The following is a 14,587-nucleotide window of genomic DNA, read 5'->3' on the forward strand; positions in this document are numbered from 1 at the left end:
ACCGACCGCCTGCTGGCCGACGACGCCCCAGCCCTCCTCGAAAGTGACGCATGGGCCTGCTCGAAGCGCTGATCCTGGGACTCGTCCAGGGTCTGACCGAATTCCTCCCCATCTCCTCCAGCGCCCACCTCCGCATCGTCAGCGAGCTGCTGCCGGGCCTGGGCGGCCGCGACACGGGTGCGGCGTTCACCGCGATCACGCAGCTGGGCACCGAGACCGCGGTGATCATCTACTTCTGGCGCGACATCGTGAAGATCGTCGGCAACTGGTGCCGGTCGCTCGTGGGCCGCGTGCCCCGCTCCGATCCGAACGCCCGGATGGGCTGGCTGATCATCATCGGCAGCCTCCCGATCATCGTCCTCGGCCTGATCTTCCAGGACGCGATCGAGACGACGCTCCGCTCGCTCTGGGTGGTCGCCACGACGCTCATCCTCTTCGGCATCCTGCTCGGCATCGCCGACCACGTCGGAGCGAAGAAGCGCCGCCTGCGCGATCTGAACGGCCGCGACGGACTCATCTACGGCGGCGCCCAGGCGCTGGCCCTCATCCCGGGCGTCTCGCGCTCGGGCGGCACCATCACCGCCGGTCTCTTCATGGGCTACGAGCGCGCCGCAGCGGCCCGCTACTCGTTCCTCCTGGCCATCCCCGCCGTGTTCGGCAGCGGGCTCTACCAGCTCTACAAGAGCCTCACCGATCCCGAGGTCCTGCCGAACCAGATCCAGGTCGGCGGAGTCGAGACGCTCGTGGCGACGGTGGTCGCGTTCGTCGTCGGCTTCGTCGTTATCGCGTTCTTCATGGGCTACATCTCGCGCCGCAGCTTCCTCCCGTTCGTGATCTACCGGATCCTGCTCGGCGGCGTCCTGATGGTCGCGCTCAGCACCGGGCTCATCGCCGCCTAGATGCGCGCCTGGACCTCCCCGGACCTCCCCGCTCTGCCGGGAGCCGGACCCGTGCCCCGGATCCACGACACCTCGACCGGCGGGCTCGTCGAGCTCGCGGCCCCGGAGGGGACCGCCCGCCTCTACGTCTGCGGCATCACGCCGTACGACGCCACCCATCTCGGTCACGCGTCGACCTATCTCGCCTTCGACACCGTGCAGCGGCTCTGGCGCGACGCGGGTGTCGAGGTCGACTACGCGCAGAACATCACCGACGTCGACGACCCGCTCCTCGAGCGCGCGACGGCGACCGGCGTCGACTGGCGGCACCTCGCCGAGGAGCAGGTGGAGCTGTTCCGCGGGGACATGGCCGCGCTGCGCATCCTGCCGCCGGCGCACTACATCGGCGTCACCGAGAGCGTCGAGCCGATCGCCGACGCGGTCGCCCGTCTCGAGCGCGACGGAGTGGCCTACCGCGTCCCCGCGCCCGACGCTGAGACCGAGGGCGCCGCGGACCTCTACTACGACGTCGCCGCGGCGGAGAGCGCCGTCTGGCACCTCGGCAGCGAGAGCCGACTCGACTCCGCCGCCATGGCCGAGCTGTTCGCACTCCGCGGCGGCGATCCGGAGCGGGCCGGCAAGCGGCACCCGCTCGACCCGCTGCTCTGGCGCGCCGAGCGTCCGGGGGAGCCCGCCTGGGACTCCGCCGTCGGTCGAGGCCGCCCCGGCTGGCACATCGAGTGCTCGGTCATCGCGCTCGATCGGCTCGGCCCCGACTTCACGCTGCAGGGCGGCGGGAGCGACCTCGTCTTCCCGCACCACGAGTTCAGCGCCGGTCACGCCGCCTCGCTGTCCGGCCGTCCGCTCGCCCGTGCCTACGCGCACGCCGGCATGGTCGGCTACGAGGGCGAGAAAATGAGCAAGTCGCTCGGCAACCTCGTGCTGGTGTCGCGACTGCGCGCCCAGGGCGCGGATCCGCGGGCGATCCGCCTCGCGCTCCTCGCGCACCACTACCGCTCCGACTGGGAGTGGCTGCCGGAGGATCTGCCCGCGGCCGTCGAGCGTCTCGGCCGCTGGGAGGCGTCGCTCGCGGCGACCGGGACCGCCTCGGCTCTCGAGGTGCTCGAGCGGCTCCGCGCCGTCCTCCGCGAGGACATGGACGCTCCGGGCGCGATCGCACTCCTGGACGCCGTCGCCGCGACCGGGGTCGACGACCCCGCGCTGCTGCGCGACACCGTCGACGCCCTGCTCGGGATCCGCCTGGGCTGATTCCCGGCAGGAGCTGCGGCGACGCGCGGCTCAGCAGGTCACGCCCGCCAGGGCTCCTCGCCCGAGCGGCCGTCGCCACGGCGACGGAGGTAGCGCTCGAACTCCTGCGCGATGGCCTCGCCGCTCGCCTCGGGCGAGTCGACCGTGTCGCGCGCCTGCTCGAGCTGGGCGATGTAGGCGGCCATCTCCTCGTCGTCGGCCGCGAGCGCGTCGATCCCGCGCTCCCACTCCTCGGCCTCCTCGACGAGGTCGCCGCGGGGGATGCCCAGGCCGACGACCTCCTCGAGCTTCTCGAGCAGCGCCAGCATCGCCTTGGGCGAGGGCGCGTTGTGCACGTAGTGGGGGACCGAGGCCCAGATCGAGACGGCGGGGATCCCGACCTTCTGCGCCGCGTCGCCGATCACGCTGAGGATGCCGACGGGGCCCTCGTAGCTCGAGCGCTCGAGCTCGAGCTCGGAGCGCAGCTCGGCGTTCTCGCTCGAGGCGAAGATCGAGATCGGCCGGGTGTGCGGGACGTCGGCGAGCATCGCGCCGAGGAACACGACGGCCGAGATGTCGATGGCGAGCATCGCGTCGACGACCTCCGCGGCGAAGCTCTTCCAGCTCCGCGACGGCTCGGTGCCGATCATCACGTAGAGCGCGCTCTCGGCGTGGACGGAGGTGTCGGCCGGTCCGAAGATCTGGGTGCCGGGCCACGCGAGCGTGCGCCGGCCGTCCTCGCCGATCGAGAGCATCGGACGGGTGTACTGGAAGTCGTAGTACTGCTCGGCGTCGACCGCGAACAGGGGCACGTAGTCGCCGTCGTCCTTGACGAGGCGGACCGCCCCGCTCGCGGCGTCCCCCGCGTCGTTCCAGCCTTCGAAGGCCACGACGAGGACGTTTCCCTTGATCACGTTCATAGGCACGATCTCCGCGTTCGGCTCGAGGTCCGGGCCTGCGCGGTCCGCGGGCACCCGTTGCACAAGGATAGGACCCGCCCCGCCCGCGCCCGCGCGACGCCGGTGCTTTCCGCTGTCCGCGTACGGACGGCTCATGCAGGGCTGCCGGTACGATGGTCGCTCGTGACTTCCGACTCCTCCGCCGCGCGCCCGACCCTCGACGCCCCGGCCGCGGTCCTCTGGGACATGGACGGCACGCTCGTCGACACCGAGCCGTACTGGATGGCCTCCGAGCACGCGCTCGTCGCGTCCTACGGCGGTGTCTGGACCCACGAGGACGCGATGAGCCTCGTCGGATCGGGGCTGCCCGCCTCTGCCCGCATCCTGCAGGGCAAGGGCGTCGACCTGAGCGTCGAGCAGATCATCGACCGGATGACCGACGAGGTCGTCGCGCAGCTGGCCGTCGAGATCCCCTGGCGGCCCGGGGCGCTCGAGCTCCTCGCCGCGGTGCGAGACGCGGGCGTGCCCCAGGCCCTGGTGACGATGTCCATCGGACGGATGGCGCACGCCGTCGTCGACCGCCTGCCCTTCCCGGCGTTCGACGCCGTCGTCAGCGGCGACATGGTGGAGCGGAGCAAGCCCGACCCCGAGGCGTACCTGCTCGCCGCGCGGACCCTCGGCGTGCCCGTCGGCGCGTGCGTGGCGATCGAGGACTCGCACGCGGGCCTCGCCGCCGCAGTCGCCTCCGGCGCCGCCGCGATCGGCGTGCCCCACCAGCTCGAGCTCGACTCCGACGCTCCCTACTCCCTCTGGCCCACCCTCGCGGGCCGCACCCTCGCGGACCTCGCGCTGGTGTCCTCCGAGCACAGCGGCGACCGACCGCTCACGACCGAGACGGAGGCCCTCCGATGACCGGTGAGGCACTGCAGCATTCCGGACCCTTCCGCGCGGGCGATCGCGTCCAGCTGACCGGGCCGAAGGGGCGGATGAACACCATCACGCTCATCCCGGGCAAGGTCTTCCACACGCACCGCGGAGGGATCGAGCACGACACGATCATCGGCCTGCCCGACGGCTCCGTGGTCGTCAACACCGTCGGGGTGGAGCACCTGGCCCTCCGACCGCTCCTGGCCGACTTCGTGATGTCGATGCCGCGCGGAGCGGCGATCGTCTACCCCAAGGACGCCGCGCAGATCCTCGCGCTCGCGGACGTGTTCCCCGGTGCGCGCGTCGTCGAGGCGGGCGTGGGCTCGGGGGCCCTCTCGCTGTGGCTCCTGCGCGCGGTCGGACCGACCGGCCGCCTGGCCTCGTTCGAGCGCCGCGACGAGTTCGCCGACGTCGCCCGCGCCAACGTCGAGACGTTCCTCGGCTACACGCCCGACAACTGGACCGTCACCGTCGGCGACCTCGTCGACGAGCTGCCCGGAGCGGTGCCGGCAGGCGAGGCCGACCGCGTGGTCCTCGACATGCTCGCGCCGTGGGAGTGCCTCGACGTCGCCGCCGAGGCGCTCACCCCCGGCGGAGTGCTCCTCTGCTACGTCGCGACCGTGACGCAGCTCTCGCGGACGGCCGAGGCGATCCGCGCGTCCGGTCTCTTCACCAACCCGTCCTCCAACGAGACGATGGTGCGCGGCTGGCACGTGGAGGGCCTGGCCGTGCGCCCGGACCACCGCATGATCGGGCACACCGGCTTCCTGATCACCGCGCGCCGGCTCGCTCCGGACACCGTGCTCCCCGAGCTCAAGCGCCGCCCGTCCAAGACCGACTTCAGCGACGAGGACGTCGAGGCCTGGACGCCCGGCGCACTCGGCGAGCGGGCGGTCAGCCCCAAGAGCCTCCGCAAGCGGGTCCGCGAATCGGCGACCAGCGCAGAGCTGTCGCGGGCGCGAGGCTTCGGCGCCGAGGAGCCCTCGGACGGCTCCGAGGGCGACGAGGGCATCGTCTAAGCTGATTCCGGCCTCCGGGCCGCCGTCCCGATGGCCCCGCACCCGGGCCCCCGCTCCACCCGTCGAATAGAGGACCCGTGCGCCGCACCACCGCGCTCATCGCCAGCATCGGCATCGTCGCCGCTCTCGCGGGATGCTCCGCGTCCTCGCCGACGGCCGACTGCGACGCCCCCTTCTCCTCGGGCGACTCGTCGTCGGCGGTCGAGGCGAGCGGCGACTTCGGCTCGCAGCCCGACGTGACGGTGCCGAGCCCGCTGAAGGTCTCGACCTCGCAGGTCAGCACCCTGATCGAGGGCTCGGGCGACCCGCTGGAGAAGGGCCAGCTGGTCACGATCGACTACACGCTCGTCAACGGCGCCGACGGCAGCGTGCTCGAGGCCTCCCCGTACGACGGCGAGAGCACCGCACGCTTCGCCGTGGGCGGCTCCGGCCTGGTGGGCCTGAACGACGGCCTGCTCTGCACGCAGGTCGGCTCTCGCGTCGCGATCGCGATCGCCCCGGAGGACGGCTTCGGCGAGTCCTCGGCCCAGCTCGGCATCTCGCCCGAGGACACCCTCGTCCTGGTCGCCGACGTGCAGAGCGCCTCGCTCGCCCGCGCGAACGGCGAGCAGCAGCCCGCTCCCAGCGGCTTCCCGACCGTGACTCTCGACGAGAACGGTCAGCCGGGGCTGGCGAAGCCCTCGGGCGACGCTCCGACCGAGCTCGAGATCGCGCAGCTGAAGAAGGGCGACGGCGAGGTCGTCGAGGAGGGCGACCAGGTCGTCGTCGCCTACACCGGCTGGCTCTGGAGCACGGGCGAGACCTTCGACTCCAGCTGGGAGAAGGGCGCGCCGGTCGTCTTCACCGCGGCCGACGGCTCCACGACCCAGGGCGGAGTGATCCCCGGCTTCGCCGAGGCCCTCATCGACCAGCCCGTCGGCTCGCAGGTCATCGCGATCGTGCCACCGGACGAAGGATATGGCGACACTGACAATCCGAAGATTCCAGCTGGATCTACACTCATCTTTGTCATTGATATTCTTGGCTAAGAGGGGGATGTTGTTATGCGGGGAAAAGTGCGGGATCGGTTGTTGGCAGGGGGCCTGGCCATCGGTCTGGTCGCGGGAACTAACCTCTTCCTCGCGGCGCCAGCTCAAGCCGCTTCCGAACCGCCGATCAGTTGCGGTTCCCAAAGTTCATACAGCTACGGAAACGTTTTTCACTAGGAACGTGACTTCAGAGCAGGAACGTTCTGCCTTACGCAAGGGTCATTCAAAGCAGTGTTTCAAGGCGACGGTAATTTCGTAGTCTACAAGGGATCTCGGGCAGTCTGGTCGTCCAATTCATCGTCATCTTCGTCGAAGACACTCAAATTTCAGGGTGACGGCAATGTCGTCATTTATAATCTTCCTCCGTGGACTCAGCGAGTCTGGTGGTCCACAGGAACGGCAAACCAATACGGCGTTCATAATCTTGTGATGCAGGCGGATGGCAACTTGGTACTTTACAATAAGCCACTCTGGGAAGGAAATCGTGCCATCTGGTCCTCCGGGACTGCCGGCGCCTAAATTGACGTCATCTCGTTACGGAAATGGATCGGTTCAAGCGAATTTGGCGTTGCAGGTCGACGGTCACACGTAGGTGGGTAGCGATAGCTCCTCGGGCCCTGAGATTTTTGCAGTATCTAACTGGAGTCCTAACAAAAGCCTTTGGCACGCGGCTGCGAGGATGATCCTCGAGATCGATGGGACCAATTGCGCCCTAGACTGGAGGGCGTGCCCGCCGATGCTTCTCCCTCGAGCCGCATCCCGGCCGAGGAGCGTCTGTTCAACCTCGTGCTCGCCCTCGTGGCCGCCGAGAACGGACTGACCAAGGCGGACGTCCTCTCGACCGTGCAGGGCTACCGCCAGCGGTCCGACCGCGGCGATCGCTCCTCGCTTGAGCGGCAGTTCGAGCGCGACAAGGACGATCTGCGCGAACTCGGCATCCCGATCGAGACGGTCGACGCCCCGGGGGACCCGGGCAACACGCAGACCGTGCGCTACCGCATCGCGAAGCGCAGCTACGACCTCCCCGCCGACATCTCCTTCGATCCGGAGGAGGTCGCCCTGCTCCGCCTCGCCGGCGCGGTGTGGCGGGAGGGCACCCTCTCGGCCGAGTCCCGCCGGGCGCTGATCAAGCTCCGCTCGATCGGCGTGGAGTCGGTCGACCCGGTGATCGGGATCAGCCCGTCCATCCGGGTCCGCGAGGCCTCCTTCGAGCCGCTGAGCACCGCGCTCGACCGCGGTCAGGTCGTCCGCTTCCCCTACCTCAAGCCCGGCGCCGCCGAGCCGCGTGTCCGCATCGTCCGGCCGCGGGCCCTCGTCAACCACCAGGGCCGCTGGCACCTGCACGCCTGGGACGAGGGTGCGGAGGGGACGCGCACCTTCCTCCTCTCCCGCATCGTCGGGCCGGTCGCGTCGACGGGCCGCACGTTCGCACCGGAGGAGGGGGACCACGCGGTCGCGGCGCTCGCCCAGCTCGACGACGTGCTGCGCCGCAACAGCGCTCTCCTGCGGGTGGCGCCCGACTCCGACGCGGCGCTGCGCCTCGGCCGCCGTGCCGAGACGGCGGGGGAGGGCGAGCACCTGCTCCGCCTCCACTTCACGGACGCCGACATCCTGGCGGACGAGCTCGCGGGCTACGGTCCGGAGGTCGTCGTCCTCGAGCCGCTCGAGCTGCGCGACGCGGTGGTCCGCCGCCTGCGCCGCTCCCTGTCCGACCACCGCCTGCAGTCCGACCCCGGAGGGAGTCACGATGGCTAGGCCCCGCACGCTCCAGGCCCGCGACCGCCTCGCGGTCCTGCTCTCCCTCGTCCCGTACCTGCTCGACCGCGGCCGGGTCAGCGTCGGCGAGGTCGCCGAGCACTTCGACATCGCCCCGGAGGAGGTGCGGCGCGCCGTCCGCCTCATCGCCGTGTCGGGCATCCCGGGAGAGACGGCCCAGTACCAGGCGAACGACCTGTTCGACATCAGCTGGGACGACTTCGAGGAGAACGACCACGTCGTCCTGACCCAGCAGGTCGCCATCGACGACTCGCCCCGCTTCTCGGCGCGGGAGGCGGCCGCGCTCATCGCCGGCATGCAGTACCTCGCCGCCCTGCCCGAGAACCAGGGCAACGACCGCATCGCCGCCCTGATGGGCAAGCTGTCGCGCGGAGCCTCCTCGGCGCCGAGCGCGGTGGCCGTCGCGCGCGGCACCGGAGCCGATGCCGGGCTCGAGGTGATCCGGACCGCTCTGGCCTCGGGGACCCAGCTCGCCTTCGACTACCGCAACGCCCGCGGCGAGACGGAGTCGCGACTGGTCGACCCCTTCCTCCTCGAGTCCGTCGACCGCGACTGGTACCTCCGCGGCTGGTGCCACCTCCGCGAGGGCGTGCGCACGTTCCGCGTCGATCGGATGCGCGGTCTCGCCGACACCGGATCGCCGATCCTGCGCCGCCGCAACGAGGTCACGCTGCCGGACCGCCTCTTCGAGGCGTCCGACTCCGATCTGCTCGTCGATCTCCGCGTCGCGCCGAGCTCCGTCCCGCTCCTCGGCGACTACGCCGTGGACGCCGAGTTCCCGCCGGTTCCCGCCGATGAGGCGGAGCAGGGAGTGCTCGTCCGGATCCGCGTCGCGCACCTGGAGGGCCTCACCCGCCTGGTCGCCTCTCTGCCCGGCCTCGTGACCGTCGTCGCTCCGCCCGCCGCTCGCGTCGCCGTCGCCCAGTGGACTCTCGCAGCTCTGCGGGCCAACGGGGAGGAGGAGTCGTGACCTGGTGGTCGTGGATCCTGATCTGGGCGGTGCTCGCGATCGCCGCGCTGGCGGTGCTCGCGCTCTTCTTGGTGTCGTACTGGCGCAGGGGTCGCGCTCTGCTCGGGCAGCTCGACGAGCTCACCGCGAAGCTCGACGCGATCCAGCCCGAGGGCGGCGATCCGGTCGTCGACCGGCCCCCGTCGTCGCTCTTCGCCGATCGCGACGCGGTGCGACGGGCCCACGAGTCGCGTCGCGACTCCCGCCGTGACAGGACCGAGGATCGCCGGTCGGCGCGAGTCGAACGGGGTAAGCTCCTGATACACCGCAACCGACAAGCAAAGTGAGTCTGCAATGTTCGCTGGCCTCCAGGGGTGGCACCTCCTCATCATCCTCGCCGTGATCCTCCTGCTCTTCGGTGCGCCCAAGCTCCCGCAGCTCGCGCGCAGCGTCGGCCAGTCGATGCGCATCTTCAAGAGCGAGGTCAAGACCATGAAGGAGGAGGACGGCTCCGAGCGCTCCACCGAGGGTCCCGCGTCGTCCACCGGTACCACCACCGGCTCGACCACCGGCACCGGCACGACCACGCCGCCCGAGTCACCGCTCAAGTAATGACGTCCGTGGCAGCGAAGAAGCCACGGACGAAGCGATCGGGGAAGGATCCCGAGGGGCGCATGTCCCTCGGCGCTCACCTGATCGAGCTCCGCAACCGGCTCTTCAAGTCGGCGATCGCGATCGTTCTCGGTTGCATCGCCGGATGGTTCGTCTCGGAGTGGGTCTTCGAGTCGCTCAAGGCGCCCATCCTCGAGGTGGCGTCGACCCAGGGCAAAGAGGCGATCCTCAACTTCCCGACGATCGCGGGCGCCTTCGATCTGCGCCTCCAGATCGCCATGACGGTCGGCATCGTGATTGCGAGCCCGGTGTGGCTCTACCAGATCTGGGCGTTCCTCGTCCCCGGTCTCACCAAGAAGGAGATGCGGTACGGGCTCGGGTTCATCCTGACCGCCATTCCGCTCTTCTTCGCCGGATGCGCGGCGGGCTGGTTCGTCTTCCCGCACATCGTCGAGCTGCTCACCGGCTTCACCGGGGACAACGCGGCGAGCTTCATCGATGCGAAGTACTACTACGACTTCGTGCTCAAGCTCGTCCTGATGGTCGGCATCGCGTTCGTGCTGCCGGTGTTCCTGGTGCTGCTGAACTTCCTCGGGATCCTGCCCGGCATGCTGATCCTGAAGTCGTGGCGCATCGCGATCATGGTGATCGTCTTCTTCACCGCGATCGCGACTCCCGCGGCGGACCCGATCTCGATGTTCCTGCTCGCGATCCCGATCATCGTGCTGTTCTTCCTCGCGTGCGGCATCGCGATCCTCCACGACCGTCGCGTCGCGAAGCGCCAGCCGGTGTTCGACGGCACCGCCTCCGACCTGCCCGCGTGAGCGATCAGTCCCCGTCGGAGCGGTTCGCCGCGTTCCGCACCCGCCAGGGCCACGCGAGGGTCGAGTCGTTCCGCTCGACCCTCGCGTTCGACCTCGATCCGTTCCAGTACGAGGCGTGCAGCGCTCTCGACGACGGTCGGAGCGTCCTGGTCGCGGCCCCCACGGGTGCGGGGAAGACCGCCGTCGCCGAGTTCGCGATCCACCTCGCCATGCAGGACCCGACCGCCAAGGTCTTCTACACGACGCCGATGAAGGCGCTCAGCAACCAGAAGTTCCAGGAGTTCGTCGAGGACTACGGCGCGTCCGAGGTGGGCCTCCTGACCGGCGACTCGAACGTCAACGCCCGGGCCCGCATCGTCGTCATGACGACCGAGGTCCTCCGGAACATGCTCTACGCCGACTCGGATCTGCTGCGCGATCTCGCGTACGTGGTGATGGACGAGGTGCACTACCTCGCCGACCGCTTCCGCGGGGCGGTGTGGGAGGAGGTCATCATCCACCTGCCGCAGCGTGTCCGCCTCGTCTCGCTCAGCGCGACGGTGTCGAACGCCGAGGAGTTCGGCGACTGGCTGCAGACCGTCCGGGGCGAGACCGAGGTCATCGTGTCGGAGGAGCGCCCGGTGCCGCTGGATCAGCACGTGCTCGTCGGCGGCAAGCTGCTCGACCTGTTCGACTCCTCGGGCCGGGCAGCGACGAACCGGGTCAACCCCGAGCTGGCGCGTCTCGCTCAGGGCGGGACGCGCGTCGAGCGCGGCGGCAGGGGAGGCCCGCGCGGCCGGGGTCGTGGTCGGTTCCAGGACACCCGTCCGGCCGACGATCTCGTCCAGCGCTCCGAGGTCGTGGAGATCCTCGAGGGCAAGAACCTCCTCCCCGCCATCTTCTTCGTCTTCAGCCGGGCAGGCTGCGACCAGGCGGTGCGCCAGGTGCTGCGCTCGGGGGTCCGGCTCACCGAGCGGCACGAGCGCGACGAGATCCGCGCCATCGTGGAGGAGCGCTGCCGCACCATCCGCGACGAGGACCTCGCCGTCCTGGGCTACTGGGAGTGGCTCGACGGACTGCAGCGCGGGGTCGCCGCCCACCACGCGGGCATGCTCCCCGCCTTCAAGGAGGTCGTCGAGGAGCTGTTCCTGCGCAAGCTCGTGCGCGTCGTCTTCGCCACCGAGACCCTCGCGCTCGGCATCAACATGCCCGCCCGCACGGTCGTGCTCGAGAAGCTCGAGAAGTTCAACGGCGAGGCCCGCGTCCCCATCACTCCGGGGGAGTACACCCAGCTGACCGGTCGCGCGGGCCGGCGCGGCATCGACGTCGAGGGCCACTCCGTCATCCAGTGGCGCGGCGGGATGAATCCGCAGGCGGTGGCGTCGCTGGCCTCGCGCCGGACGTACCCGCTGAACTCGAGCTTCCGGCCGAGCTACAACATGGCCTGCAACCTCATCGAGCAGTTCGGCCGGACGCGCACGCGCGAGATCCTCGAGTCCTCGTTCGCCCAGTTCCAGGCCGACCGCTCCGTCGTCGACCTCGCGCGACGGGTGCGCCAGCAGGAGGAGTCGCTCGACGGCTACGTCACGGCGATGCAGTGCCACCTGGGCGACTTCGAGCAGTACGCCGCCATCCGGCGCGAGATCAGCGAGCTCGAGCGCCGCGGCGCGATCCGGGGGGAGTCCGCCTCGCACGCCGAGCGCGAGAAGAGGCAGGGGCAGCTGACCTCGCTCCGTCGCCGGATGAAGGCGCACCCCTGCCACGCCTGCACCGATCGGGAGCAGCACGCGCGCTGGGCCGAGCGGTGGTGGAAGCTCCGCCGGGAGACCGACGAGATCGAGCGCCAGATCCGCTCGCGCACCGGAGCGGTGGCCAAGGTCTTCGACCGCATCACCGAGGTCCTCCTCGAGCTGGGCTACTTCCGGCGCGACGACGCGGGCGAGCTCTCGCTCACGCCGAACGGGCGGACCCTGCGCCGCATCTACGGGGAGCGCGATCTGCTCGTCGCGGAGTGCCTCCGGAAGCAGGCGTGGACGGAGCTCGACCCGGCCGGCCTCGCGGCGATGGCCTGCTGCCTCGTCTTCGAGCCGCGGCGCGAGGAGGGGACGCTCAACGAGAAGTTCCTGCCGCGCGGAGGCTTCCCCGAGGCGCTCGAGAAGACGCAGCTGCTCTGGGCGCGACTCGACGACGTCGAGCGCGACCACCGGCTTCCCGGCAGCAACCCGATCTCGACGAGCCTCGCGCTCGCGATGAACATGTGGGCCCGCGGGATGCCCTTGGACGCCGTCCTGCGCGAAGCCGACATGGCGGCCGGAGACTTCGTCCGGTGGGCGAAGCAGACCATCGACCTCCTCGATCAGCTCTCGGTGGTCGCCGACGGCAAGGTCGGCCGCGCCGCCCGCACGGCACTCGACCTCGTGCGCCGGGGCATCGTCGCCTACTCCGCGGTCGCATGACCGGAGCGACTCCTGCGCCTCCGGGGCGCACGGCACCGCTGTGGCTCGCGCTGATCCTCGCCGCGCTCGGGGGAGCGGTCCTGGACCGCGGGTTCCCGGACACCGACGTCTGGCCGCTCGCGATCGTGGGCGCCGCGGCGATCCTGTTCGCGCTCGCCGGTCGCGGCTTCTGGAGCGGTGCGCTGGTGGGCCTCGTCGGCGGCGGCGTGTTCTGGGGCGTCCACATCGAGTGGCTGACGCTGTACCTCGGGCCCGTCCCGTGGGCGGCCCTGGCGGGACTCCAGGCGATCTTCTTCGCCCTCTCCGCCGGTCTGATGGCGCTCGTGTCCACCCGCGGCCACTTCGTCTGGACCGGACCGCTCGGGCGCATGGTCGGCATCCCGGCCCTGCTCGCCGCACTCTGGGCGGGCCGCGAGACGATCACGAGCGTCTGGCCGTACGGCGGCTTCGCCTGGGGGAGGCTCGCGCTCTCGCAGTCGACGGGCCCGCTGGCCGATCTCGCCGCCTGGATCGGATTCACCGGGCTGAGCTTCGTGGTGGCGTTCCTCGCGGCGCTCCTGGCGCAGGCCGTCCGTGAGGTCTCGGTCCCCGGCACCGCCCGAGTCGCGACGGTCGCCGGCTTCGCGATCGGCGCCCTGGTGTTCCCCGCGTGGCCGGCGCCGACCGACGGGACGACCCGTATCGCGGCGATCCAGGGCGACTCCGACGCGGGCCTCTTCTCGGAGAGCTATCGCGGGCAGATCCTCGAGGACCACACTTCCGCGACTCTTCCCGTGCTCGACGAGGACGTCGACATGGTCGTCTGGCCCGAGAACGGCGTCGACATCGATCCGACGCGCAACGCCCAGTCGGCCGCGGTGCTCGACTACCTCAGCCGCACCATGGACGCTCCATTCATCGTCGGCACGATCACCAACCCCGAGGAGGACGTCTTCTACAACAGCTCGCTGCTGTGGAAGGCGGGGCAGGGCGCGACTCAGGTCTACGACAAGGTGCATCCGGTGCCGTTCGCCGAGTACATGCCGGATCGGGCGTTCTGGCGGATGTTCGCTCCGGACCTCGTCGATCTGGTGAGCCGGGACTACTCGATCGGCACCCGGCCGAACGTGTTCGACATCGACGGCGTGCTGGCGGGCATCGCGATCTGCTTCGACATCTCGGACGACGCCCTGACGAATGCGATGATCGACGGCGACGCCGAGATCATCCTCGCCCAGACGAACAACGCCGACTTCGGGCGCACGGACGAGAGCGTCCAGCAGCTCGCGATCGCGCGGTTGAGGGCGATCGAGACCGGCCGGAGCGTGGTGAACATCTCGACGGTCGGCACGAGCGCGATCATCGCACCCGACGGCTCGACGCTCGACTCCCTGACATGGTTCGAGCCGGGTGCCATGGTGGACGAGGTCCCCCTCGCCTCCACCACGACCCCGGCTCTGGTGTGGTCCCGGAACCTCGGCTGGTACGTCCTCGCCGCAGGTCTCACGGGCCTGGTCTCGTTCGTCCTGCGGACGCGCGCTCCCCGGCCCCGGGACGCAGACCGGCGCTAAGCGCCGATCTTGTGCTCGCCTCGACGGGCACGCAGATAGGCGAGCCGCTCCTCGAGCAGCTCCTCCAGCTCCGCGCGGGTGCGGCGCTCGAGCAGCATGTCCCAGTGGGTACGGGGCGCCTTCTGCTCACCGCGGTCGACGACGACGGGCTTCGAGTCCACCAGGAGGGTGGCCTCGTGACCGCACGCGCGGCACTCCCAGGTCTCCGGCGCCTCGGCGTCGGCCGAGAACACCATGTCGGTGTCGTGGCCGCAGTTCGTGCAGTGGTAGGTGTGCGTCGATCGCGGTGAGAAGACGACACCCTCCTCGCTCTGCAGGCTCTGAGAACCCAGTCTCATTCCTCGCAAGCTTCGATCTGCCATTGTGTGGTCTCCTCTCGCTGTGCTCCGACAAGTGTCGACCGCGTACCTGGAGGTGGTCTTGCGGTCGTCTCCTTTGCCAG

14 protein-coding genes are annotated in these 14,587 nt (G+C 70.2%); 12 read left to right on the forward strand and 2 right to left on the reverse strand.

The window, feature by feature from the left end; all coding sequences use genetic code 11:
- The first annotated feature begins 50 nt into the window (after positions 1 to 50).
- Both LRG51_RS01555 and mshC read left to right on the forward strand, forming a co-directional pair.
- A complete protein-coding gene (locus LRG51_RS01555) occupies positions 51 to 899 on the forward strand; it encodes an undecaprenyl-diphosphate phosphatase (RefSeq protein WP_055792095.1) in 849 nt (282 codons plus the stop codon).
- Positions 900 to 2,147 carry a cysteine--1-D-myo-inosityl 2-amino-2-deoxy-alpha-D-glucopyranoside ligase gene (gene mshC / locus LRG51_RS01560; RefSeq protein WP_230670598.1) on the forward strand — a complete coding sequence of 416 codons (1,248 nt, stop codon included), beginning with the start codon at positions 900 to 902 and terminating at the stop codon, positions 2,145 to 2,147.
- Positions 2,148 to 2,185: 38 nt separating this feature from the next.
- Here the strand turns inward: mshC and LRG51_RS01565 are convergent, their stop codons facing one another.
- On the reverse strand, positions 2,186 to 3,046 hold the full coding sequence (locus LRG51_RS01565) for a proteasome assembly chaperone family protein (RefSeq protein ID WP_055792100.1): 861 nt from the start codon (positions 3,044 to 3,046) through the stop codon (positions 2,186 to 2,188).
- Between the two features lie 162 nt (positions 3,047 to 3,208).
- Here LRG51_RS01565 and LRG51_RS01570 point away from each other — a divergent pair, with 162 nt between their 5' ends.
- The 10 genes from LRG51_RS01570 (at position 3,209) to lnt (ending at position 14,145) form a co-directional block, all read left to right on the forward strand.
- Positions 3,209 to 3,937 (forward strand): HAD family hydrolase, encoded by a 729-nt coding sequence (locus LRG51_RS01570; RefSeq protein ID WP_268966543.1) that lies wholly within the window; start codon positions 3,209 to 3,211, stop codon positions 3,935 to 3,937.
- Complete coding sequence (locus LRG51_RS01575) at positions 3,934 to 4,971, forward strand: tRNA (adenine-N1)-methyltransferase (protein ID WP_230670600.1); 1,038 nt, start codon at positions 3,934 to 3,936, stop codon at positions 4,969 to 4,971. Before LRG51_RS01570 ends, LRG51_RS01575 begins: the two co-directional genes overlap by 4 nt.
- Before the next feature lie 77 nt (positions 4,972 to 5,048).
- Positions 5,049 to 5,999: an FKBP-type peptidyl-prolyl cis-trans isomerase gene (locus tag LRG51_RS01580; protein WP_055792106.1), complete on the forward strand. Its 951-nt coding sequence runs from the start codon at positions 5,049 to 5,051 to the stop codon at positions 5,997 to 5,999.
- Positions 6,000 to 6,725: 726 nt separating this feature from the next.
- Positions 6,726 to 7,754, forward strand: coding sequence for a helix-turn-helix transcriptional regulator (locus LRG51_RS01585; RefSeq protein ID WP_230670602.1), 1,029 nt, complete (start codon positions 6,726 to 6,728; stop codon positions 7,752 to 7,754).
- Positions 7,747 to 8,745, forward strand: a complete 999-nt coding sequence (locus LRG51_RS01590; protein WP_055792112.1) for a helix-turn-helix transcriptional regulator — start codon at positions 7,747 to 7,749, stop codon at positions 8,743 to 8,745. Before LRG51_RS01585 ends, LRG51_RS01590 begins: the two co-directional genes overlap by 8 nt.
- Positions 8,742 to 9,071 carry a hypothetical protein gene (locus LRG51_RS01595; RefSeq protein ID WP_230670604.1) on the forward strand — a complete coding sequence of 110 codons (330 nt, stop codon included), beginning with the start codon at positions 8,742 to 8,744 and terminating at the stop codon, positions 9,069 to 9,071. Before LRG51_RS01590 ends, LRG51_RS01595 begins: the two co-directional genes overlap by 4 nt.
- A 7-nt stretch (positions 9,072 to 9,078) precedes the next feature.
- Positions 9,079 to 9,336: a Sec-independent protein translocase subunit TatA gene (tatA, locus tag LRG51_RS01600; protein ID WP_055792117.1), complete on the forward strand. Its 258-nt coding sequence runs from the start codon at positions 9,079 to 9,081 to the stop codon at positions 9,334 to 9,336.
- Between the two features lie 62 nt (positions 9,337 to 9,398).
- A complete protein-coding gene (tatC, locus tag LRG51_RS01605) occupies positions 9,399 to 10,160 on the forward strand; it encodes a twin-arginine translocase subunit TatC (protein ID WP_055792125.1) in 762 nt (253 codons plus the stop codon).
- Positions 10,157 to 12,595 (forward strand): DEAD/DEAH box helicase, encoded by a 2,439-nt coding sequence (locus LRG51_RS01610; RefSeq protein ID WP_230670607.1) that lies wholly within the window; start codon positions 10,157 to 10,159, stop codon positions 12,593 to 12,595. The genes tatC and LRG51_RS01610 overlap by 4 nt, the downstream gene beginning before the upstream one ends.
- Positions 12,592 to 14,145, forward strand: coding sequence for an apolipoprotein N-acyltransferase (lnt, locus tag LRG51_RS01615; protein ID WP_230670609.1), 1,554 nt, complete (start codon positions 12,592 to 12,594; stop codon positions 14,143 to 14,145). The genes LRG51_RS01610 and lnt overlap by 4 nt, the downstream gene beginning before the upstream one ends.
- Here the strand turns inward: lnt and LRG51_RS01620 are convergent.
- A complete protein-coding gene (locus LRG51_RS01620; RefSeq protein ID WP_055792134.1) occupies positions 14,142 to 14,507 on the reverse strand; it encodes an RNA polymerase-binding protein RbpA in 366 nt (121 codons plus the stop codon). The two genes, lnt and LRG51_RS01620, sit on opposite strands and share 4 nt — an antisense overlap.
- Positions 14,508 to 14,587: the final 80 nt, after the last annotated feature.

It is taken from the genome of Rathayibacter sp. Leaf248, assembly GCF_920939495.1.
In the GTDB taxonomy this organism is placed as follows: Bacteria; Actinomycetota; Actinomycetes; order Actinomycetales; family Microbacteriaceae; genus Rathayibacter; species Rathayibacter caricis.